At 55.7% G+C, this 22532-nt stretch carries 17 protein-coding genes, 3 rRNA genes, 1 other RNA gene and 1 pseudogene; 8 read left to right on the top strand and 14 right to left on the bottom strand.

The window, feature by feature from the left end; genetic code table 11:
* Positions 1 to 202 (top strand): annotated as a pseudogene (locus QHL1GM_RS13295) (short-chain dehydrogenase); the annotation flags it as partial.
* 69 nt (positions 203 to 271) lie between these two features.
* Here the strand turns inward: QHL1GM_RS13295 and rrf are convergent.
* The 3 genes from rrf to QHL1GM_RS13280 all read right to left on the bottom strand — a co-directional run bounded on the left by rrf (position 272) and on the right by QHL1GM_RS13280 (position 5207).
* Positions 272 to 387, bottom strand: a 5S ribosomal RNA gene (rrf, locus tag QHL1GM_RS13290).
* A gap of 148 nt (positions 388 to 535) precedes the next feature.
* Positions 536 to 3428: ribosomal RNA gene (locus tag QHL1GM_RS13285) — 23S ribosomal RNA — on the bottom strand.
* 246 nt (positions 3429 to 3674) lie between these two features.
* A 16S ribosomal RNA gene (locus QHL1GM_RS13280) occupies positions 3675 to 5207 on the bottom strand.
* Together the 16S, 23S and 5S rRNA genes form the textbook arrangement of a ribosomal RNA operon.
* An 800-nt stretch (positions 5208 to 6007) precedes the next feature.
* Between QHL1GM_RS13280 and QHL1GM_RS13275 the strand changes: the two genes are divergently transcribed.
* Positions 6008 to 7033, top strand: coding sequence for an aspartate carbamoyltransferase (locus QHL1GM_RS13275; RefSeq protein WP_071694915.1), 1026 nt, complete (start codon positions 6008 to 6010; stop codon positions 7031 to 7033).
* Between the two features lie 38 nt (positions 7034 to 7071).
* On the opposite strand, the gene ruvX is transcribed toward QHL1GM_RS13275, so the two are convergent.
* The 7 genes from ruvX to QHL1GM_RS13240 form a co-directional block, all read right to left on the bottom strand.
* Positions 7072 to 7527: a Holliday junction resolvase RuvX gene (gene ruvX / locus QHL1GM_RS13270; protein WP_071694914.1), complete on the bottom strand. Its 456-nt coding sequence runs from the start codon at positions 7525 to 7527 to the stop codon at positions 7072 to 7074.
* Positions 7527 to 8084 carry a YqgE/AlgH family protein gene (locus tag QHL1GM_RS13265; RefSeq protein ID WP_071694913.1) on the bottom strand — a complete coding sequence of 186 codons (558 nt, stop codon included), beginning with the start codon at positions 8082 to 8084 and terminating at the stop codon, positions 7527 to 7529. Before QHL1GM_RS13265 ends, ruvX begins: the two co-directional genes overlap by 1 nt.
* Before the next feature lie 72 nt (positions 8085 to 8156).
* The gene (gene gshB / locus QHL1GM_RS13260; RefSeq protein ID WP_071694912.1) at positions 8157 to 9113 is read right to left on the bottom strand and encodes a glutathione synthase; all 957 of its coding nucleotides are present in this window, start codon (positions 9111 to 9113) and stop codon (positions 8157 to 8159) included.
* A 77-nt stretch (positions 9114 to 9190) separates the two neighbouring features.
* The gene (locus QHL1GM_RS13255) at positions 9191 to 9883 is read right to left on the bottom strand and encodes a S1 RNA-binding domain-containing protein (RefSeq protein ID WP_071694911.1); all 693 of its coding nucleotides are present in this window, start codon (positions 9881 to 9883) and stop codon (positions 9191 to 9193) included.
* Positions 9884 to 10010: 127 nt separating this feature from the next.
* On the bottom strand, positions 10011 to 10778 hold the full coding sequence (locus QHL1GM_RS13250) for a 16S rRNA (uracil(1498)-N(3))-methyltransferase (RefSeq protein WP_071694910.1): 768 nt from the start codon (positions 10776 to 10778) through the stop codon (positions 10011 to 10013).
* Positions 10779 to 10781: 3 nt separating this feature from the next.
* The gene (gene secB / locus QHL1GM_RS13245; RefSeq protein WP_007112152.1) at positions 10782 to 11282 is read right to left on the bottom strand and encodes a protein-export chaperone SecB; all 501 of its coding nucleotides are present in this window, start codon (positions 11280 to 11282) and stop codon (positions 10782 to 10784) included.
* 41 nt (positions 11283 to 11323) lie between these two features.
* Positions 11324 to 11746, bottom strand: coding sequence for a rhodanese-like domain-containing protein (locus QHL1GM_RS13240; protein WP_071694909.1), 423 nt, complete (start codon positions 11744 to 11746; stop codon positions 11324 to 11326).
* Between the two features lie 204 nt (positions 11747 to 11950).
* Here QHL1GM_RS13240 and gpmI point away from each other — a divergent pair, with 204 nt between their 5' ends.
* The 3 genes from gpmI (at position 11951) to QHL1GM_RS13225 (ending at position 16102) form a co-directional block, all read left to right on the top strand.
* Entirely contained in the window at positions 11951 to 13528 is a 1578-nt protein-coding gene (gene gpmI, locus QHL1GM_RS13235; protein ID WP_071694908.1) for a 2,3-bisphosphoglycerate-independent phosphoglycerate mutase, read from the top strand.
* Positions 13529 to 13551: 23 nt separating this feature from the next.
* Positions 13552 to 14670, top strand: coding sequence for a murein hydrolase activator EnvC (locus QHL1GM_RS13230; protein WP_254795312.1), 1119 nt, complete (start codon positions 13552 to 13554; stop codon positions 14668 to 14670).
* 115 nt (positions 14671 to 14785) lie between these two features.
* Entirely contained in the window at positions 14786 to 16102 is a 1317-nt protein-coding gene (locus QHL1GM_RS13225) for a S41 family peptidase (protein WP_071694906.1), read from the top strand.
* Between the two features lie 28 nt (positions 16103 to 16130).
* On the opposite strand, the gene QHL1GM_RS13220 is transcribed toward QHL1GM_RS13225, so the two are convergent.
* The 4 genes from QHL1GM_RS13220 to QHL1GM_RS13205 all read right to left on the bottom strand — a co-directional run bounded on the left by QHL1GM_RS13220 (position 16131) and on the right by QHL1GM_RS13205 (position 20730).
* Positions 16131 to 17411, bottom strand: coding sequence for a UbiH/UbiF/VisC/COQ6 family ubiquinone biosynthesis hydroxylase (locus QHL1GM_RS13220; protein ID WP_071694905.1), 1281 nt, complete (start codon positions 17409 to 17411; stop codon positions 16131 to 16133).
* 35 nt (positions 17412 to 17446) lie between these two features.
* Positions 17447 to 18676: a 2-octaprenyl-6-methoxyphenyl hydroxylase gene (gene ubiH / locus QHL1GM_RS13215; protein ID WP_071694904.1), complete on the bottom strand. Its 1230-nt coding sequence runs from the start codon at positions 18674 to 18676 to the stop codon at positions 17447 to 17449.
* A gap of 94 nt (positions 18677 to 18770) precedes the next feature.
* Positions 18771 to 20111 (bottom strand): Xaa-Pro aminopeptidase, encoded by a 1341-nt coding sequence (gene pepP / locus QHL1GM_RS13210; protein WP_071696001.1) that lies wholly within the window; start codon positions 20109 to 20111, stop codon positions 18771 to 18773.
* 40 nt (positions 20112 to 20151) lie between these two features.
* On the bottom strand, positions 20152 to 20730 hold the full coding sequence (locus QHL1GM_RS13205) for a UPF0149 family protein (protein WP_071694903.1): 579 nt from the start codon (positions 20728 to 20730) through the stop codon (positions 20152 to 20154).
* 181 nt (positions 20731 to 20911) lie between these two features.
* On the opposite strand from QHL1GM_RS13205, the gene QHL1GM_RS13200 reads away from it, so the two are divergent.
* The 3 genes from QHL1GM_RS13200 to QHL1GM_RS13190 all read left to right on the top strand — a co-directional run bounded on the left by QHL1GM_RS13200 (position 20912) and on the right by QHL1GM_RS13190 (position 22144).
* Complete coding sequence (locus QHL1GM_RS13200; RefSeq protein WP_071694902.1) at positions 20912 to 21211, top strand: cell division protein ZapA; 300 nt, start codon at positions 20912 to 20914, stop codon at positions 21209 to 21211.
* Positions 21212 to 21290: 79 nt separating this feature from the next.
* A non-coding RNA gene (gene ssrS, locus QHL1GM_RS13195) (6S RNA) lies at positions 21291 to 21473 on the top strand.
* A gap of 56 nt (positions 21474 to 21529) precedes the next feature.
* The gene (locus QHL1GM_RS13190) at positions 21530 to 22144 is read left to right on the top strand and encodes a 5-formyltetrahydrofolate cyclo-ligase (protein ID WP_071694901.1); all 615 of its coding nucleotides are present in this window, start codon (positions 21530 to 21532) and stop codon (positions 22142 to 22144) included.
* The last annotated feature ends 388 nt before the right edge of the window (positions 22145 to 22532 follow it).

Here is a 22532-nt window from a genome sequence, read left to right as displayed (position 1 = left end):
TAATAAGCAATCCACCGTGCTTTGCCTGCATCCAGGCACCACCGACACGGCACTCTCCAAACCCTTTCAAGCAAGGGTTCCTCACGAGAAGTTGTTCACGCCCACATTTGTAGCGGAGCAGTTGCTGGCAGTTATCGCCCAGCGAACGCCTGATGATAGCGGTACCTTTTGGGATTGGAATGGCCAACCTATCGATTGGTAAGAGTGAGGTGTTTTTCTTCCACGCACACAAAAAACCCAGCCGGGTGGCTGGGTTCTTCGTTGAATAGGTGCCTGACGATGACCTACTCTCGCATGGGGAGACCCCACACTACCATCGGCGCTAAGCGGTTTCACTGCTGAGTTCGGCAAGGGATCAGGTGGTTCACGCGTGCTATGGTCGTCAGGCGTAACTGTTAATGCATATCATGCTGACGAGCGTTTGCTCAAGTGTGTGCGTCTCATGGTGCCGCCCTCGCTGTTGCTGGGGCCACACGCTGCGTATCCGGCTTTTTAATGTTGCGTCATCATTACGACCAGACCCCTTGGGTGTTATAGGGTCAAGCCTCACGGGCCATTAGTACACGTTAGCTCAACGCCTTGCAGCGCTTCCACACCGTGCCTATCAACCAGCTGGTCTCGCTGGGCCCTTCAGGAGGCTCTAGGCCTCAGGGATGTCTCATCTTGAAGGGGGCTTCCCGCTTAGATGCTTTCAGCGGTTATCCCGTCCGACCATAGCTACCCGGCAATGCCACTGGCGTGACAACCGGAACACCAGAGGGTCGTCCACTCCGGTCCTCTCGTACTAGGAGCAGCCCTTCTCAAACATCCAACGCCCACGGCAGATAGGGACCGAACTGTCTCACGACGTTCTAAACCCAGCTCGCGTACCACTTTAAATGGCGAACAGCCATACCCTTGGGACCGACTTCAGCCCCAGGATGTGATGAGCCGACATCGAGGTGCCAAACACCGCCGTCGATGTGAACTCTTGGGCGGTATCAGCCTGTTATCCCCGGAGTACCTTTTATCCGTTGAGCGATGGCCCTTCCATACAGAACCACCGGATCACTAGAACCTGCTTTCGCACCTGCTCGACGTGTCTGTCTCGCAGTCAAGCACCCTTATGCTCTTGCACTCAATGCACGATGTCCGACCGTGCTGAGGGTACCTTCGTGCTCCTCCGTTACTCTTTAGGAGGAGACCGCCCCAGTCAAACTACCCACCACACACTGTCCTCGATCCGGATAACGGACCTGAGTGAGAACGCCAATGATGCCAGGCTGGTATTTCAAGGTTGGCTCCCTCCGAACTGGCGTCCAGAGTTCAAAGCCTCCCAGCTATCCTACACAGGCAACATCAGCGTCCAGTGTGAAGCTATAGTAAAGGTTCACGGGGTCTTTCCGTCTAGCCGCGGGTACACCGCATCTTCACGGCGATTTCAATTTCACTGAGTCTCGGGTGGAGACAGCGTGGCCATCATTACGCCATTCGTGCAGGTCGGAACTTACCCGACAAGGAATTTCGCTACCTTAGGACCGTTATAGTTACGGCCGCCGTTTACCGGGGCTTCAATCAAGAGCTTCGCCTTGCGGCTAACACCATCATTTAACCTTCCGGCACCGGGCAGGCGTCACACCCTATACGTCCGCTTGCGCGTTAGCAGAGTGCTGTGTTTTTAATAAACAGTTGCAGCCACCTGGTATCTTCGACCGGTTCGGGCTTAGAGAGCAAGTCTCATCACCCTACGCCGGCGTGCCTTCTCCCGAAGTTACGGCACCATTTTGCCTAGTTCCTTCACCCGAGTTCTCTCAAGCGCCTTGGGATTCTCACCCTGACCACCTGTGTCGGTTTGGGGTACGGTCGCACATGATCTGAAGCTTAGAGGCTTTTCCTGGAAGCGTGGCATCAGTGACTTCCTGACCGTGGTCAGTTCATCTCGTGTCTCGGCCTTAAAAGGGTCCGGATTTACCTAAACCCTCAGCCTACTCACTTTCACCAGGACAACCAACGCCTGGCTCACCTAGCCTTCTTCGTCCCCCCATCGCAACCATGTCCGGTACGGGAATATTGACCCGTTTCCCATCGACTACGCCTTTCGGCCTCGCCTTAGGGGCCGACTCACTCTGCTCCGATTAGCGTCGAACAGAAACCCTTGGTCTTCCGGCGAGGGAGTTTTTCACTCCCTTTATCGTTACTCATGTCAGCATTCGCACTCGTGATACCTCCAGCAGACTTCTCAATCCACCTTCATTGGCGTACACGACGCTCCTCTACCGCTCATTCCTAAGAATGAACCCGTAGCTTCGGTACCTGGTTTAGCCCCGTTACATCTTCCGCGCAGGCCGACTCGACTAGTGAGCTATTACGCTTTCTTTAAAGGATGGCTGCTTCTAAGCCAACCTCCTAGCTGTCTGAGCCTTCCCACATCGTTTCCCACTTAACCAGGATTTCGGGACCTTAGCTGACGGTCTGGGTTGTTTCCCTTTTCACGACGGACGTTAGCACCCGCCGTGTGTCTCCCACGCGTTACTCACCGGTATTCGGAGTTTGCCTCGGGTTGGTAAGTCGGGATGACCCCCTAGCCGAAACAGTGCTCTACCCCCGGCGGTACTACGTGAGGCGCTACCTAAATAGCTTTCGAGGAGAACCAGCTATCTCCGAGCTTGATTAGCCTTTCACTCCGATCCACAAGTCATCCAAATCTTTTTCAACAGATCCTGGTTCGGGCCTCCAGTTGATGTTACTCAACCTTCACCCTGCTCATGGATAGATCGCTCGGTTTCGGGTCTATATCCAGCGACTGTGTCGCCCAGTTAAGACTCGGTTTCCCTACGGCTCCCCTATACGGTTAACCTCGCCACTGAATATAAGTCGCTGACCCATTATACAAAAGGTACGCAGTCACAGGACTAAGCCTGCTCCTACTGCTTGTACGCACACGGTTTCAGGATCTATTTCACTCCCCTCTCCGGGGTTCTTTTCGCCTTTCCCTCACGGTACTGGTTCACTATCGGTCAGCCAGGAGTATTTAGCCTTGGAGGATGGTCCCCCCGTCTTCAGTCAAGGTTTCTCGTGCCCCGACCTACTCGATTTCACATGATCAGATTTTCGACTACGGGGCTATCACCCGCTACGGCCAGACTTCCCAATCTGTTCGCCTAATCAGTCACATGCTTAAGGGCTGGTCCCCGTTCGCTCGCCGCTACTAGGGGAATCTCGGTTGATTTCTTTTCCTCAGGGTACTTAGATGTTTCAGTTCCCCTGGTTCGCCTCGTACACCTATGTATTCAGTGCACGATACTCATCTTATGATGAGTGGGTTTCCCCATTCAGAAATGCCCGGGTCACAGGTTGTTGCCACCTCACCGAGCCTTATCGCAGGCTACCACGTCTTTCATCGCCTCTGGCTGCCTAGGCATCCACCGTGTGCGCTTCATTGCTTGACCCTATAACCCGAAGGAGTCTGGATGTCGCAATGATCACGTTTCATTTTGCCGGATACGCTGACGCGTATCACAATTTAAGACGCACTTCTTACGAAGTGTTCTTGTCAGCATGATATACATTGTTAAAGAGCGACTGCTATACGCAGTGATAAGGCAACGCCATGGGCGTCTGGCTTATCACTGCGCATCAACAGCTATCTGATCAGGTAATTCATTGTGGACGCTTGCCAACTGTGACGCATCGTTTAAGGAGGTGATCCAGCCGCAGGTTCCCCTACGGCTACCTTGTTACGACTTCACCCCAGTCATGAACCACACCGTGGTGATCGCCCTCTTGCGTTAGGCTAACCACTTCTGGTGCAGTCCACTCCCATGGTGTGACGGGCGGTGTGTACAAGGCCCGGGAACGTATTCACCGTGACATTCTGATTCACGATTACTAGCGATTCCGACTTCACGGAGTCGAGTTGCAGACTCCGATCCGGACTGAGACCGGCTTTAAGGGATTCGCTGACTCTCGCGAGCTCGCAGCCCTTTGTACCGGCCATTGTAGCACGTGTGTAGCCCTACCCGTAAGGGCCATGATGACTTGACGTCGTCCCCACCTTCCTCCGGTTTGTCACCGGCAGTCTCCTTAGAGTTCCCACCATTACGTGCTGGCAAATAAGGACAAGGGTTGCGCTCGTTACGGGACTTAACCCAACATTTCACAACACGAGCTGACGACAGCCATGCAGCACCTGTCTTACAGTTCCCGAAGGCACACCAGAATCTCTTCCGGCTTCTGTAGATGTCAAGGGTAGGTAAGGTTCTTCGCGTTGCATCGAATTAAACCACATGCTCCACCGCTTGTGCGGGCCCCCGTCAATTCATTTGAGTTTTAACCTTGCGGCCGTACTCCCCAGGCGGTCGACTTATCGCGTTAACTTCGCCACAAAGTGCTCTAGGCACCCAACGGCTGGTCGACATCGTTTACGGCGTGGACTACCAGGGTATCTAATCCTGTTTGCTACCCACGCTTTCGCACCTCAGTGTCAGTGTCAGTCCAGAAGGCCGCCTTCGCCACTGGTATTCCTCCCGATCTCTACGCATTTCACCGCTACACCGGGAATTCTACCTTCCTCTCCTGCACTCTAGCCTGACAGTTCCGGATGCCGTTCCCAGGTTGAGCCCGGGGCTTTCACAACCGGCTTATCAAGCCACCTACGCGCGCTTTACGCCCAGTAATTCCGATTAACGCTTGCACCCTCCGTATTACCGCGGCTGCTGGCACGGAGTTAGCCGGTGCTTCTTCTGCGAGTGATGTCTTTCCTGCCGGGTATTAACCGACAGGCGTTCTTCCTCGCTGAAAGTGCTTTACAACCCGAGGGCCTTCTTCACACACGCGGCATGGCTGGATCAGGGTTGCCCCCATTGTCCAATATTCCCCACTGCTGCCTCCCGTAGGAGTTCGGGCCGTGTCTCAGTCCCGATGTGGCTGATCATCCTCTCAGACCAGCTACGGATCGTTGCCTTGGTGAGCCTTTACCTCACCAACTAGCTAATCCGACATAGGCTCATCCAATAGCGGGAGCCGAAGCCCCCTTTCTCCCGTAGGACGTATGCGGTATTAGCCTGGGTTTCCCCAGGTTATCCCCCACTACCGGGCAGATTCCTATGCATTACTCACCCGTCCGCCGCTCGTCAGCATCTAGCAAGCTAGATCTGTTACCGCTCGACTTGCATGTGTTAGGCCTGCCGCCAGCGTTCAATCTGAGCCATGATCAAACTCTTCAGTTTAAGATCTATGTGATCCTTACCTGCCACCCGAAAGTGACAGAAGCGGATCAAACTTGGCTCAAGGTTCAAACGAATTCATTCAAACTTACGTTTTCATGACCGCTTGCCTTGATATTTGGTGATTTGTCACCAACATCAGCAAGCGCCCACATGAATTACCTGATCAAATTGTTAAAGAGCTGTTTCGCTGTGTTTGACTGGCGAACCGTTGAACTGGCTTGCCGCAGCGGGGAACCATGATCAAACTCTTCAGTTTAAGATCTATGTGATCCTTACCTGCCACCCGAAAGTGACAGAAGCGGATCAAACTTGGCTCAAGGTTCAAACGAATTCATTCAAACTTACGTTTTCATGACCGCTTGCCTTGATATTTGGTGATTTGTCACCAACATCAGCAAGCGCCCACATGAATTACCTGATCAAATTGTTAAAGAGCTGTTTCGCTGTGTTTGACTGGCGAACCGTTGAACTGGCTTGCCGCAGCGGGGAAGGCGTATTCTACGCATTTCCTGGTGGTTGTCAAGGGCGTTGTTTTCGATGTGGTACTCGTAACATCCAAAACCGCGAGCTATCGCAAAAGCGGTAACCACTTGACAAACCAAGGCTTTTACACCTCATACACCGCTGGTAACGCTAGGCGTCCCCGGCAGCGGATGCGTACTTTACGGTTTTGCTGACGGGTTGGCAAGGGGTTTTGTAAGAAAATTACAGATTAGCAGCCTGTAACGAATGAAAGCCCTTCGGCACTACCCTCATTGGCGGTTACACTAGCCTTATCTACCACCTTACTGAGGTCCGCCATGAGCCACCACCTGCTAACTGTCGACTCATTAAACCGCGAAAGCGTTGATCATTTACTGCGTGTAGCTGCACGCATGGAGCCGATTGCTCAGCGGCGCCAAGTGACGCGAGTGTTGGAAGGGGCGGTACTCGGCAACCTGTTTTTTGAAGCCAGCACCCGTACGCGGGTAAGCTTCAATGCTGCCTTTTGTCGTTTAGGTGGCAGCGTGTGTGACACCACGGGCTTCACCTTCTCCTCTATGGCGAAGGGAGAGTCACTATATGACACTAGCCGTGTAATGAGTGGCTACTGCGACGCCATTGTAATGCGCCACCCCGACCAGGGTTCGGTGGCTGAGTTTGCTGCGGCGACGAATGTACCGGTGATTAATGGCGGCGACGGACCTGGGGAGCACCCTAGCCAAGCGCTACTTGACCTTTATACGATTGATAAAGAGTTTCAGCGCCTGGGTAAATCGCTGACCGGTGCACATATCTTACTTACCGGCGACTTGAAGTATGGCCGTACCGTTCATTCACTGATTAAGCTTTTATCACTCTATGACCCGCTGCGTATTACGCTGGTGTCGCCGCCGGACCTTGAGATGCCTTCCAAGCTGATTGACTTAGTTGCCTCTCGCGGCCACCGCATTGAGCAGCGCGACTCACTCGCTAGTGATTTTGCCGATTTAGATGTGGTGTACACCACGCGGATTCAGAAGGAGCGCTTTACCGATGAGATGAATGAGAGCTTCCAGGGACTCTCTGACGACTTTATGGTTAACCGCGACTTTCTCGATCACCGCTGCAGCCAAAGCACCATCGTGATGCACCCGCTTCCCAGGGATAGCCGCCCCGGCGCGAATGATTTAAACGTCGACCTTAACGGCGACCCGCGCCTGGCGATTTTCCGCCAAACCGATAACGGTATCCCCATGCGAATGGCGATTTTCGCGACACTGCTCAATGTCGATGAGCTAATCGAAAAAGAGCTACGCCCCGTGCGCTGGTTCGTACCGGCCCAAACGGGCACGCTGGATCGGTAAAGCGCAAAAGTTTAAGGGTAGGAATTTAAAGGTAGGACTTATAGAGAAAGGCGCCCGCCAGGCAAGCCTTCCTGGTGGGCGAACCAGCCCTCAAGAATAAGAATAGCCGCAATACCATCGACGCTATCTTGACGGTAGTTGCCTTTATGCCCCGCCTCGCGAGCAATTAGCTTGGCTTCTCGCGTGGTGCCACGCTCATCGACCATTTCACACGGTTTACCAAAACGGCCATGCAAACGATTACCGAATTTGCGGGCGCGGGTGCTCATATCTGACTCGCTGCCGTCCATATTCAGCGGTAATCCCACCACTAACAGATCCGGCTGCCACTCGTTAAGTAGCCGTGACACGACATTCCAATCGGGAATCCCATCCCGCGCCGTCAGCGGAGTGAGCTCGCGCGCACTGCGCAGCATCTCGTTGCCCACCGCCACACCGATACGCCGAGTGCCATAGTCAAAGGCCAGGATTAAGCGCTGCCCCGCTTCGGCCATCAGGCGTGCCCCGCGTCTCGGGTCATTAGGTTAAGATCAATACCCAGCAAACCTGCCGCCGCGGTTAAGCGCTCAACGGGCGGGGTATTGAAGAGCACGCTGCTCTCAGCTTCTACCGTTAGCCAGCTGTTCCCCTTCAGCTCCTCTTCCAATTGCCCTACTTCCCAGCCCGCGCAACCTAAGCAAACTAAAAAGTGCTCTGGCCCCTCGCCGGCAGCAAAGGCCTGGAGAATATCCATCGAGGTGGTCAGTGCAATGCCATCCTCCACCTGGATACTCGAATCCCACTGCTGGCTATCGCCAACGTGCAGAATGAAGCCACGGTCTTTATGCATCGGCCCGCCGTAATAAACCGGCGCATTACGGTGCGGACTTGTTTCACCGCCTAATTCCAGCTGATCAAACAGTGCCTCAAGCGTGATCTCTAACGGTCGGTTAGTAATCACCCCCATGCAGCCATTGTTATCGTGATCGCAAAGATAGATAAGACTACCGGCAAAATTAGGATCTTCTAAATGCGGCATGGCCATTAGAAAGTGATGTTTCAAACTTTGCATGCGTCTCCCACTGCCTGCTGGCATCCCGGCAGGCATAGCGTAATAAGTGTCATTATAAGAGTTAAGCCGTGCTTAGGCTAAGCGGCGCTCGATAGCATCCAGCAGCAAACCGGCAATATTGGTGCCCCGCTGATCATCTATTTCACGCACGCAGGTAGGGCTGGTGACGTTGATTTCAGTAATATAGTCACCGATCACATCCAGACCGACAAACATTAAGCCTTTGTCACGAATCATGGGCTGTACCTGCTGAATTAGCCAGTGATCACGCTCGGTAAGCTCGCGGCTGACGCCCCGCCCACCAGCGGCTAGATTGCCGCGGGTCTCGCCTGCTGAGGGTATCCGCGCCAGCCCAAAGGGAACGGGCTCACCATCGACCAACAGAATGCGCGTGTCGCCATCCTTAATTTCCGGCAAGTAGCGCTGGGCCATGATTTGCCTCTGGCCACGCAAGGTGAGCTGCTCGATGACCGCGCCGATATTACGACCTTCCGGGCCAACATGAAAAATACCGGTACCGCCCATACCATCCAGTGGCTTGAAGATTACATCGCCGTGCTCAGCGTGGAAGGCGCGCAGTACATCATCTCGGCTGGCCACGAGCGTGGGCGCGCAGCACTGAGGGAACTGCTGGGCAAATAGCTTTTCATTACACTGCAATAGCGCCGCCGTGGGGTTAACCACCAGCACACCCTCACGCTCAGCAAAGCCCAGCAGGTGCACGGCGTTAGTAAAATCGGCGTCGACGGGCGGGTCTTTACGCATCAACACCACATCCAGCTCAACCAGTGGACGCGCAGAGGGCTCGCCTAGGTCATACCAGTGATTTGGATCGCGATGCACCGTTAAAGGGCGCATATGCGCATAGGCTTGCCCTGCATTCAAGAAAAGGTCTTCCTGCTCCATATAGTGCAGGGTATAGCCACGCTCCTGGGCAGCCCATAGCATGGCCATAGTGGTGTCTTTCTTGTAAGCGATGTCGCTGATGGGATCCATCACAACGCCGAGATGCAGATTTGATTGGCTCATCGGGGGCACTATCCAAACATGAACAATAAAGGCCCAGTATGCCGCACTGCCCGCTAGGCTCCAACTACCCCAGCTAACTACTCGCTGAGTGCGCCAGGCACTAGGCGAATAGCGTCAGGCTCTAAAGTGATCAACTGCTGCTTATAAAGCCGACCAATGGCCTGTTTATAGGCGCTTTTACTTACCCCTAAGCGAGCTTTAACTTCATGGGCAGGACTTTTATCCCCCAGCGCCAGATAGCCGCCGCTTTCACGCAGTGCCTGCATTATCTTATCGCCCACCACATCTAAACGAGCGGCACCCGGCGGAAGCAGCGAGATATTTAGGCGACCATCTTCACGGCGCTGCTTTACATAGCCTTTGACTGATTGGCCACGGCGCAATGGCTGAGTAACGTCGTCCTGAAAAATAAGCCCCCAGTAGCGATGGTTCACTACTACTTTCATACCTAAATCAGTCCGCTCCGCCACCACGACGGCAACTTCGTCGCCCTTTTCCAAGGCCCATGCGTCATCGGTCAAAAAACGATCCAGCTTCATCGACGCCACCGGGCGCCCCTGGTCGTCGCTATATAGCATGACCAGTACACGTTTGCCGGGATCAGGACGAAACTGCTGCTCGCTAAACGGAAGCAACACATCTTTCGGCTGCCCCCACTGCAAAAACGCGCCGATGTTATTGACGGCCGTGACCGTTAGGTACGCCACTTCTCCCAACTGGGCGGCTGCATCGCTGGCGGATCGGGGGGATGAGTGTGACTCACGCACCATGGGTGTCGTCCTTAAAGAAAATAGATAAACATTATGGTGCCTAAGATAGATAAGGCAAAGCGCGGTAGGATGAGAGTGAAAAAACAGCTACGCTTGATGATAGAAGGCTTTAACTAATAGTAAGTACTTACAAATCACCAAAGTAGTGCTGCAACAGTGAAAGCGCCACCACTGGTGCCGTCTCCGTACGCAAAACCCGCGGGCCGAGTGTCAGCGGCGTAAAGTCAGCGGTTTGGGCAGCGGCGATATCGCTCTCGCTCAAACCGCCTTCAGGGCCGATAAGCAGCGCTACCGAAGCCGGGCGGTCTTGGCGATCAAACGCATTACCGGTCGCTAGATGCAGCATCAAGCGCAGCGGCTCTTGGCGCTCTTCAAGCCAGGCAGATAACGGCATCGGTGAATGCACTTGGGGCACCACTGCACGGCCACTCTGTTCGCAGGCGCTAGCAGCCACTGCCTGCCAGTGGGCGAGCTTTTTATCTTCACGGTCGCCCTTTAAACGCACGTCACCGCGCTCGGTATACAGCGGGGTAATCGCCGCAACACCCAACTCGACGGCCTTCTGAATGGCGTAATCCATTCGGTCGCCTTTAGAGATGGCCTGGCCTAAATGGACCGACAGCGGCGATTCACCACTGCCCGACCATACCGCTTCGACCCGCGCTAGCGTCTGCTTGCGGCTAACGTCTGCCAAACGCACCCCCGCCTCAAGACCTTGGCCGTCAAATAGCACCAGTGGCGCGCCTTCACCCATGCGCAATACGCGGGTGATATGGCGCGCTGGGCCGTCAGGCAGTACGACGTCAATGCCTGCTACGAAGGCAGCAGGCACATAGAGACGTGGCATTTTGCCATGCAGGGCGTACCAATCAGCGGCGAGCGTTTCTGACGACATCGCTTAGTGGGTATTCTCTTCTGCTTGCTTGGCTTCACGCTGCTTACGCTGGGCGTACATCGCTTCGAAGTTAACCGGCGCCAGCATCAGCGGCGGGAAACCACCACGGTTGACCAGGTTATCCACGCACTCGCGGGCGTAGGGAAACAGCAGGTTAGGGCAGAAGGCACCTAGGGTTTGATCCAACTGCGCACCTTCAATACCGGCAATACGGAACAGACCCGCCTGCTCAACTTCGGCCAGGAAAGAGGTGGTACCGGTTTCGTTGTCGTTCACCTGGGCGGTGACTTTGACTACTACTTCATACTGATCATCAGCAATTTTAGTGCTGGTCGTATTAAGATCCAGGTTCACCTTGGGTTTGAACGCCTGCTTGAACACCGAAGGTGAGTTGGGCGCTTCAAACGAAATATCTTTTACATAAATACGCTGCAGCGAGAATTTGAGCTGCGGTTTTTCGTCTGCCGCGGCACCCGCCTGCGGGGTGTTGTTATCTTCCGCCATGAGAAAACTCCTGATTGTTGATTAAATAAAGGTAGCGTTGCTTACTTTTTAACCACCGGAAGGCCGTCGCCTTGCCACTGCGCCATACCGCCTCTCAACTTGTACGCGCGCTCAAAACCAGCTTTGGTGAGCTTGGCCTGTGCGGCGCCGGAACTCTGGCCGTGCTTGCATACCACGATGATCGGCTGGGTTTTCACCTTATCCAGTTCGCTCATGCGGCTATCGAGGTTGCTTTGCGGTATGTTGCGCGCCCCCGCGATATGCCCGGCTTTGAAGTCTTTGTTTTCACGGATATCCAGCACCACCGCGTCTTCGCGGTTGATAAGCTGAGTGGCCTGCGAGGCGTTCAGCGCATTCGTGGAGGCACTGCGCGTTTCATAAATAATCCACGCTATCAGCACCAGCAAAAATGCCCCAACTAGCAGGGGGTGGTTCTGTACGAATTCGAACACCTGATCGATCATCGCGAACACAATCTCTTGGTCTATGCAGAAAAAAGCGGCCTAACCGCTGCCAAAACGCGACAAGTATACACGTCAGATAGCTTCCCGCGCAGGCCTTGATCATGACGCCTGGCAGTTGCCTGCGTTATGATGCCCCAAGCGTGCGCCTGTCGCGACCCCGAATTTTCGAGTCGTTCGGCTTGCCAATCTTAACGAGGTTATTTTATGGATACTTCTCGCACCCCGCGCCCCGTGGCGCTGATTATTCTCGACGGCTATGGCCACAACCCCGTCAGCGACCATAATGCGGTGGCCGCTGCCCACACGCCGACGATGGATAAACTGTGGGAAAGCCGCCCTCACGCCTTCGTTCATACCGATGGCCTTAACGTGGGTCTCCCCGAAGGCCAGATGGGTAACTCTGAAGTTGGCCATATGAATATTGGTGCCGGACGTATCGTTTACCAGGACTTCACCCGCATCAGCAAAGCGATTGAAGACGGTGACCTGGATGTTAATGACAACCTCACTCAGCCGATTGACGAAGCTGTCGCCAATGGCCGACCGGTACACTTAATTGGCCTGCTCTCCCCCGGCGGCGTCCACAGCCATGAAGACCACTTTATTGCCATGGCCGAGCTTGCCGCCCGGCGCGGTGCCCAGCGCATTTTTATTCACGCTTTTCTGGATGGCCGCGATATGCCACCGCAAAGTGCGCTGGCCTCAATAGAGCGCGCCAATGCTCGCCTGGCCGAACTGGTGGGCGCTGATAATGGCTTTGTCGCCTCGATTATTGGCCGCTTCTACGCCATGGATCGCGACAACCGCTGGGAGCGCGTCGAGCAAGCCTACCGCCTGCTCACCGATGGCCACGCGGAGTACTACGTCTCTAGTGCTGAAACCGCGCTTCGTGACGCCTACCAGCGCGGTGAAACCGATGAATTCGTATCGGCTAGCAGCATACCGCTTAAAGACGGTACAAAAGAAAATGCCGTTACTTTGCAGGATGGGGATGCGGCCATTTTCCTTAACTTCCGCTCCGACCGCGCCCGGGAGTTAACCCGCGCCTTTGCCGAACCCGATTTCAACGGCTTTGAGCGCCGAATATGCCCCAAGCTTGCCGGTAAAGGGCTGGTGATGATGACCCAGTACGCCGCTGACATTCCTGCGCCTGCCGCCTTCCCGCCGTCGGATCTTAACGACACCTTGGGCGAGGTCGTCGCCAAGCGCGGCTTGAAGCAGCTGCGTATTGCCGAAACCGAGAAGTACCCTCACGTGACCTTCTTCTTTTCAGGCGGCAATGAAGCCGAGTACGAGGGGGAAGAGCGCATTCTTGTGCCCTCACCGCGTGATGTGCGCACCTACGACGAAAAGCCTGAAATGAGCGCTTTTGAGATTACCGATAAGCTTGTCGACGCTATTGATGGCGGCAGCTTCGATCTCATCGTTTGCAATTACGCCAACGGTGATATGGTCGGCCACACCGGCGACTTCAATGCGGCGGTAAAAGCCATTGAGACCGTCGATACCTGCGTGGGTCGTGTCGTTGAAGCCATTGAGCGTGCAGGCGGCGCCTGCTTAATTACCGCCGACCACGGTAATGCGGAACAGATGGTTCATCCCGAAACCGGCGCACCGCAAACCGCCCACACAACGTTTGTAGTGCCCCTCATCTATGTTGGCGAGTCCGCTGCCACTTTAGAGGAAGGCAAGTTGTGTGATCTGGCGCCCACGCTGTTGACCATGATGAACCAGAAACAGCCCGAGGCGATGACGGGTAAGCCACTGATTCATTATAAGTAATGTTTATTTGGCGCTATTTGGCAATGACACTCATCCTAACGCTAAGTTATGCGTCAGCGGGCTTCGCTCAGCAGGATGAAGGAGCGGCGCGTCAGCAGTTGGATGCGGTCGGCCAGGAAATCGAGTCCGTTGCCCAACGCCTCAGCGCCACTGGCGAAGCCCGGGATAGTGCCGAACGCGAGCTTAAAGAAGTTGAAACCAAGCTTGCCGAGACTCATCAGCGCCTAGACTCGCTACAAGCTGAGCGCCGCCAGTTGAATGATGAAACGACCCAGCTCCGTCAGCATCGTGACCGACTGGAGAGCGAGCGTGCCGATCAATATGCAGCCTTAGGCCAGCAGCTCTCAGCGCTTTACCGTCTTGGCCCAACGCCACAGCTCAAACTGCTGCTTAACCAGGGCGACCCGGCCGAGCTTGATCGTATGCAGGCGTATATGAATCGACTGACCGAAGCACGCAATCGCCGCTTAAATGCTATCGCCCGCCTTGATACGGCGCTCGCCGATACCCAGGAGGAGCTCAGCGAGCGACGGGCCCGCCTTGATACGCTGGCCGATGAGTTAGAAGAGCAAAGCGCGCTGTTAGCACAACGTACCACCGAACGACGCGGCGTTGTTTCCAACTTGGATGACCGCTACGGCAGTGAAGAGGAGCGGCTGGCCGACCTCAATCAGAGCCGCGAAGAGGCCGAGCGAGTGCTGCGCAATATCCAGGCGGAGATGGCAAAACTTGCTGAACCCACGCCTACTACGCATATTGTAAGCACCCAAGGTGATTTGCCTTGGCCGGTACAGGGTTCAATCAGCAGCAATTTTCACCATCGCGACGGCGTTCACTATAACGGTATTGTGATTCAGGCCAGTGCGGGCACCCCGGTCACCGCCGTACACACTGGTCGGGTGGTATTCGCTGACTGGATGCGCGGGTTTGGTAACTTGTTGATTATCGACCACGGTGACCAGATCATGACGCTGCATGCCCACCTGCAGCAGTTTAGCGTCAGGCCTGGCCAGCAGGTCAGCCGAGGTGATGAAATTGGTCGCGTAGGTGATAGTGGTGGTCAAAACCGCGCGGCGCTCTACTTCGAAGTTCGCCGCGGCGGTGAACCAATTAATCCGCAGCGTTGGATTGCGCGTCGCTGACGGGATAAGCTGCATGACTATTGATGTCACAACGCCCAACGACACATTTTCAAATCAACATTTTCAATGACAGGGTGGCGCGCTTTAGCGCCACCTATCGCCCTGCGGAGTCTGCATGACGCTATCTGTTACCGGGGTATCAACCCCCGCCAAGCGCTTCTTGGCTACCCTGCTCCCGATTGTTTTACTGTCGGCCCCGCTACCGCTGCTCGCTCAACCAGTCGGTAGCAGCGCGACGGAAGAGCCTGCCTACGACCAGCTACCCCTGGAAGATATTCAGACCTTCGCCGAGGTGTTTGAGCGTATTAAGCGTGCCTACGTGGAGGAGGTCGATGACAGCACACTTTTACGTAACGCCATGCGCGGCATGCTGAGTGAGCTAGACCCCCACTCAGCCTACTTGGATGAGGAGGAGTACCAAAGCCTGCGGGAGTCAACTCAGGGCGAATTTGGCGGCATCGGCATCGAAGTGGGCACAGAGAATGGCCAGCTCATGGTGATTACACCTATCGATGACACCCCGGCTTCCCGCGCTGGGCTGATGTCTCGCGATATTATCGTTGCCATTGACGGCACTCCCACCGATAGCATGTCGCTACAAGAAGCCGTGACCTTAATGCGCGGCGAGCCGGACACCGAGCTGCGTATCAGCATACTGCGTTCAGGTGAAGATTCGCCGCGGGAATTTATCCTGACCCGCGAAGTTATTCGCAGCGAGAGCGTCAAACACGAGCTGCTTGAGCCGGGTTACGGCTACCTGCGCGTTAGCCAGTTCCAGTCGCGTACGCCGGAACAGGCCCGCGAGGCGCTTGAGCTTATGGCGCGTGAACAGGCTCTAGAAGGGTTGATACTCGATTTACGTAATAACCCCGGAGGAGTGCTACAGGCTGCCGTCGGCATTGCCGACCTGTTTCTGGATGAAGGCTTGATTGTGTATACCGAGGGTCGCCTCTCGGATACCGAGATGTCATTCTCAGCCTCATCCACCACGCCAGCTGCCGATGTCCCGCTGGTCGTGTTGATCAATGGCGGCAGTGCTTCCGCGGCGGAAATTGTTGCCGGTGCGCTTCAGGATCAGCGGCGCGGCGTGATTATGGGCACCGATAGTTTTGGCAAGGGATCAGTGCAGCAGATTATGCCGCTAGGCAATGGCGAAGGACTCAAACTCACCACGGCGCTCTACTACACCCCCAACGGGCGCTCAATTCAGGCCCAAGGCATTGAACCCGATGTGGACGTAGTGCGTGGCCGTTTAGAAGTAGCGGAAAGCCGTCGTGAAATTCGCGAAGCCGACCTTGAGGGCCACCTAAGCGCTCAGCAGGCGCCCCGGGATCGCCAGGAAATGGCCGAGCGGTTACTCGATGATTACCAACTCAGCGAGGCGCTTAATCTGCTTAAAGCACTCAATGTAGTCGACCGTCAGCGGCGCTGACGGCAGCGGGGTTTAACGACATCCTGATTTAACGGCAACTTAGCGGCAGGCGGCCGCGCTCTCCGGTCGCCTGTCGCATCAATACCCGCTTCAATGGTACCAACTGGTTCATGCCACTCATGCCCAAATTACGCGCCAGCGTCAACGCTGGGTCGTGGCTACCGAACAGCACTTTAAATCCCTTCATGAGGCCCAGCATGGCGCTGTTATCAAAGCGCCGCCGACGCTCATAGCGCCGCAAGGTGCTTAGCTCTCCCCAAGGCGCGCCGCGCTGCCATGCATGCACCACCTCTTCTGCCAAGACCGCAGCATCCATAAGGCCTAAATTGACGCCCTGGCCCGCCAGCGGATGAATGCTGTGGGCAGCGTCCCCCACCAGTGCGAAATGCGGCTGCACGTAGTGGCGGGCATGGCGCTGTACTAAAGGAAAGCGGTGGGCCTTATCGCAGACCGTTACCTCACCCAGGCGGTAACCAAACGCTCTACCCAGCGCCTCCCCAAGCGCTTCGCGAGACAATTCACTAAGCTCAGCGGCGTGTTCTGGCGTGGTCGACCATACGATTGAGCAGTAATGATCATTCTCTTCCACGGTTAATGGCAGAAATGCCAGCGGTCGGCCATCAATAAACGCTTGTCGCGCCGCGCCACCATGGGGTTTGACGCATTTAACGGTGGTTACCACAGCCTCCTGCTGCATATCGTCGCTGGCCACCTCAATACCGGCCATTTCGCGCAGCACCGAGTGGGCGCCATCAGCGGCGATGATTAACGGCGCGTGAAGTTGGCGCCCATCGTCAAGTATCAGCCAGTCGCCACTTGAGGCTTGCTTTGAAAGGTTAGCGCTGGCGCGTTGCAACGCCTGTAGGCGAGCGTCAAAAAATGGGGTGACATTGGGATGGTCAACGACCTGGCTATTGAGCGCGGCCAGCGTGACCTCGTTTTCAACGATATGGCCCAGCACCGCGACACCCGCCTCGTCGGCAGAAAAGGCAATTTCACCACTGCCTTCGGCATCCCATACCTGCATGCCTTGGTAGGGAGTCACTCGGGTTTTCTGCATCGCAGGCCAAGCGCCCAAATGGGTTAGCAAACGCTGAGAGACCGGCGTTAACGCGCTAACCCGCGGGGCTGGCAGTTTGCTAGTGGCATTTTCAAGGCTTAACGGCGCGGGCTTTGCCTCAACAAGCGCTACCTGCATGCCCGCCTGGGCTAACAGCGCACAGAGCGCAGTACCGACCATTCCTCCGCCCACAATGATCGCCTCAAAGCTTTCCGCCGGCGGCTTCGCAATGGATGAGTCCGTTTGCATAGCGTTCCCTTTTTCGTGGCCTAGGATGTGTAAGCTTAACGTTCTAAGCCCATGGCGCGACGAGCCAGCCCTCGCCGCAGCGGCCCAACCAGATTCAGACCGATTAACCCCGCCGCGCGGGCATGGGGCAACAGAGGAAAGGAGAGCCCAAACAGCCGTACTAGGCCGTCGCTAAAGCGGATCACGTTGGCGCGATCTCTGGAGCGCTGCTTTTCAAAGGCTTGCAGCGTGGTCATATCGCCCAACGGCCGCTTGGCCTGCTCTCCCTGCTCCAGCGCGTCGACCAGATCCATTACCCCGCGCAGGGCTAAGTTAAACCCCTGCCCCGCGACCGGGTGCAAGGCATGAGCAGCGTTACCTAATACCGCCAGGCCTGGGCGCACCGGTTCTTCAGCGGTAACCAGTGAAAGCGGATAGGCGTGTCGGGTGCCTACCCGGGTAAACCGACCCACCCGATCGCCAAAGGCACGCTGAAGTTGCAGCAGAAATTCACGTTCAGGAAGCGCCATGCGCGCTGTTTCGCTGCCGCTGGGGTGCGTCCAGATCAACTCCATGGCCTGGCCGGGCAGCGGTAACAGCGCCATTGGGCCTTGAGAGGTAAAGCGCTCGTAAGCGACCCCAAGATGAGGCTGGCTTACCCCTACATGGGCGATCAGCGCCGTCTGCTGGTAAGACTCATGGCGGCTGCCAATACCTAATTGCTCTTTCAGCCCAGAACGCCCCCCATCGGCCAATACCGTTAGCCCTGCGGTTAGCTGGCTGCCGTCTGAGAGCTGCAGCTCATGCCCATTAGCTACTGGGGTAAGTTGCTCAACCTTCGCCGGGCAGTGCCACTCCAGCGGCAGTTGAGCAAGCCGTTGGTGCAGCACACGGCCCATCCACGCATTGGGGATTACATGGCCCAACGCTGCAACGCCCAGCTCGTCAGCGCTCAGCCGTGTCGCTCCTAGGCGGCCTCGTTCGCTGATATGAATGCGTTTGATAGGCGTAGCCTCACCGCGCATCGCTTCCCACACCCCCAACTGCTGGAAGCGCTGGGCTGAACCTTCCGCGATCGCGCTGGCCCGGGCATCAAAACTGGGCTGCCAGGTAATTTCCTGCGGCTGAACAGCCATGGGTGCCGACTCAATGATCGCCACACGCCAACCATAGCGCTTAATCAGCGGCGCCAGGGCGCAGCCTAAACTGGCGCCTACCAGGCCCCCACCCACAATCACGATGTCATGTGTCAGCGCTCCCTTAACCGCCTGATTAGACTGCTGCATTGGCTTCTCCCGACCACGACGCCATCTCATGAAGAGGTAACAATAATTTCGTAACGTAATTTACATAAAGACCACTACAGGCATTGAGGGCTGGTTATTTTTTAGCCATCAATGCCTCAATTTCGTCGACCTGTTTAGGCACGTCTGCTGTCAGCACTTCGTGACCTTCGTTAGTGACGACCACATTATCTTCAATACGAATACCAATACTCTGATAGGCGTCAGGAATATCGTCATCGCTAGGGATATACAGGCCAGGCTCCACAGTGAGCACCATGCCTGCGACCAGTGGCCGAGGTGTTTGCTCATCCAGCCGGTAGGTACCGACATCGTGTACGTCCAGCCCCAACCAGTGTGACGTTGAGTGCAGGTAAAAGCGTCGATAACTCTCGTCATCGATACGCGCCTGTACATCACCTTCCAGCAGGCCAAGCTCAATCAGCCCGGCAGTTAAGTCATGCACCACGCCCTGATGGATATCAGCAAGGGTGGCACCCGGCTGGACGGCACTCACAGCGCGCTGCTGGGCGTTGAGCACCACCTGGTAGAGCGCTCGCTGGGCATCATTAAACCGCCCAGACACCGGAAATGTGCGGGTGATATCACCGGCATATAACTCAAATTCGGCGCCCGCATCAATTAGCACCAAGCCGTCTTCACACAGCGGTGCGCTGTTTTCAATATAGTGCAGTACGCAGGCGTTGGCACCGCTACCCACAATCGTACTGTAGGCAGGGCCACTGGCCCCATGCCAGACAAACTCATGCTCTAGCTCGGCCTGGAGCTGAAATTCGCTCAGTCCTGGGCGCGACACCTGCATGGCGCGCCGGTGCGCATGGGCAGATATCAGCGCCGCATGCCTGAGCAGGGCAATTTCAGCGTCGCTTTTGATTAGCCGCATGGCGTGAATCAACGGGCTGATATCCAGCCAACCTTTTAGCGGCGGCCGACCACGCCTAAGCCCGGCCTTAGCTTCCTGTAGAGCATCTTCAGCCATGCTGACAGCTTCAGCATTGTCTAGTGGCAGATAAAGCAGCTCGCGACCTGCCAACAATTCGGTCAGCCGTTCATCGCGTACTGCGTTTTCAAACGCCTGATCAATGCCGTATTCAGCGACCACGCCTTCGGCGCCCAAACGGCGCCCTGTCCAGGCTTCCATGGTGGGGTCGCGATCCTGGCAGAACACCACGCTTTCACCTTCAGCGCGCCCTGGGAGCAGCACCAGTAACGCATCCGGTTCGCGTATGCCCGTCAGGTAGTAAAAATCGCTATTCTGACGGAAGGCAAATTCACTATCCCGTGAACGGGTCATCAGCCCGGCACCGGGAAGCACCACCGCAGTGTTATCCGGCAGCTGGGTCATTAAGGCATCTCGACGGTGGCGATACTCGCCCACGCTGATCGCAGGGGGGCGAGGTAACAACGTAGGCAACACACGGTCGGGCAGCATAGCGACTCCTATCTAGGTAACGGGATTAGTGAACGGGCGCGTCGCTTTGTTCGACTTGCGGCATCCCTGGGTGCTGCTCGGTATACAGCAGCATAGCGGCCATGCGGGCATGCTCGGTAAGCGCAAACAGATCGTTTTCGTTTTCGGGGCTGTCGTCTATATCGGTGTCGATACGTCCTAGCGCCTGCAAGTCATCAATCGCCTCACGGAGCGCCTGCGACCAGCGCTCGCGCAATTCGTTGTCGGCCACTTCATCGACCACTTCGATAAAGCCCAGCGTCCACTCTTTCAGACCCTGCGCCTGCTCCCCTAAGGAGAAAAGCTCGTCGGGCAGCAGTGGCGTATAGTCCAGGTCGCTGGCGCTAAGCGCCTCTACGGTTTGCCGCCGCCAGCCTAATAACCGCTCCGCGCTTGCCTGATCGCGGGGCTGCTCAACGCCTAAACTCTGGCAGACTTCGTCCAGCCAAGCCTCTGCACTGACATCACGAAGCGCCAACAGTGCGCATAAGCGACCATCCAAAAAAGCCGGGGACTGCATGCTGCCATGCAGGAGAAAAACATCCGCCACGTCAGAGAAGTCCTGACGCTCATCAATTAATGACATCGTATTTACTAACCTCGTATTCACTGGGTGTGTGGGCGATAGGGTGGCGACAATGGTGCAAGATGCCCTCGCCCGCGCGTTGACCGCACACAAGCGCCTCTCTTATAGTGAGTGACACCTATCTTCCTATGCTGTGATGTTAACGCATTGGGCCCCTTGCTGGCCCGTGCTGGAGTCTTTGATGAGCAACGCCAAGCGGCCAACCAAAGAAATAACCCTGTTAGGGCGCGGCTATATCATCGCCTGCGACACGGGTGAAGAAGCTAAACTTGACCGCGCCGCGCGCTACTTAGACCGCGCAATGCAGGGTATCAATGCCCAAAGCAGCGTGCTGGGGAGCGAGCGGGTGGCGATCATGGCGGCCCTCAATATCACCCATGAGCTTCTCGAAGCCATGGATGAACACCGTGCCGGTGAAGAGAACCTGCACCGCTTGAATGAGCGCCTTGAGCGAGCATTAGCTAAAACACGCCCGTCTTAGGCTTTACCTGAAAGCGCTGCCAACGATCTAGGTTTAACCCAGACCTTTGGCATTAGCCGCCGCTCTGTTAGGATGACGGAGTTCTCTGGGGTGTACGCCAGTCGTTATAGTCCCTCGAGCCTATGCGTAATACCCAGGGGGCCAAATGCTAGCCAGGCCCGTGTGCATGTCCGTGCGTCGGAAAGCCTGACGGTCTGGCTGCGGCCACCCACCTGAACCAGTAGGTTCAGGGCCAGAATGACAGCGGCACTCTGGAGAACACCTATGTATTTGAAAGAATAGAGTATTGGAAAATATAGGGTATAAGAGAACATCTGCATGGAAAGCCTCTATCTGGACGACGATAAGCACGCGCTACGCCGCTTTTTACGTCACCAACGCCGAGCCCTTTCTAAGCATGAGCAGCGCCTTGCAGCACAGCGCTTGTGCCAACGATTGAAAACCCTGCCAGAAATCCGCCGCGCACAGCGCTTAAGTTTTTATCTGCCTGTCAACGGCGAAATTGATCCTACCCCGCTACTTCCCTGGCTGCGTCAGCGTAACGTCGATATCTACCTACCGGTTTTACGTCCGTTTAGCGCTAATCGCCTCTGGTTTGTTGCCTACCGTCCTGACACTCCAATGGTGAAAAACCGTTTTGGTATTTGGGAGCCTGACGCACGATTCAGCGCCCAGCGGCGCAATCGGCTGCCCGCTTGGGCGCTAGATACACTGATTGTGCCGCTAGTGGGGTTTGATGCTAACGCTAACCGTATGGGCATGGGGGGAGGATTTTATGACCGCAGCTTGGCGTTTATGCATCGCCCCGGCCCGTCGCCTACACTGATTGGCGCCGCCCATGCCTGCCAGCAAGTGGCTTCTCTGCCTGTGGAGCCATGGGATGTGCCTTTGCAAGCAGTGGTCAGTGACCTAAGTTGCGTACGCCGCCAATAAACCGCCCACAAAAAAGGCTGACCCCATCAGGGATCAGCCTTTCTTATCTGATATCTGTTACCCGGGTTAACAGTGGAGCTGCCGCGGTTGTCGGGGATTAACTACCTGACAACGCCTGTGCATAACCGGTCGCGAGTACCCCTAATGCAAACACCACCATCAACGCCATTACCATATCAGGCTTCTTACGCCGCATGCTGCTTCTCCAACACCCTTGTCGTTACCGAATGTGTGAAATCTGACACCCTTTACAGTCGCCAACAGGGTGGCAAACTTGCTTAATTTCGTTCACGACTATAGGGCGATATGGCCACTACTGACAACAGCTTGGATGATGTTTTCTAGCCTTATTTTAAACATTTTAGTAACGTTATGTTACTGGCTGCTC

The organism is Halomonas sp. QHL1 (assembly GCF_001882345.1).
GTDB lineage: Bacteria > Pseudomonadota > Gammaproteobacteria > Pseudomonadales > Halomonadaceae > Vreelandella.
The sequence above is the reverse complement of the archived record's forward strand: the minus strand, read 5'-3'. Positions and strand labels throughout refer to the sequence as shown.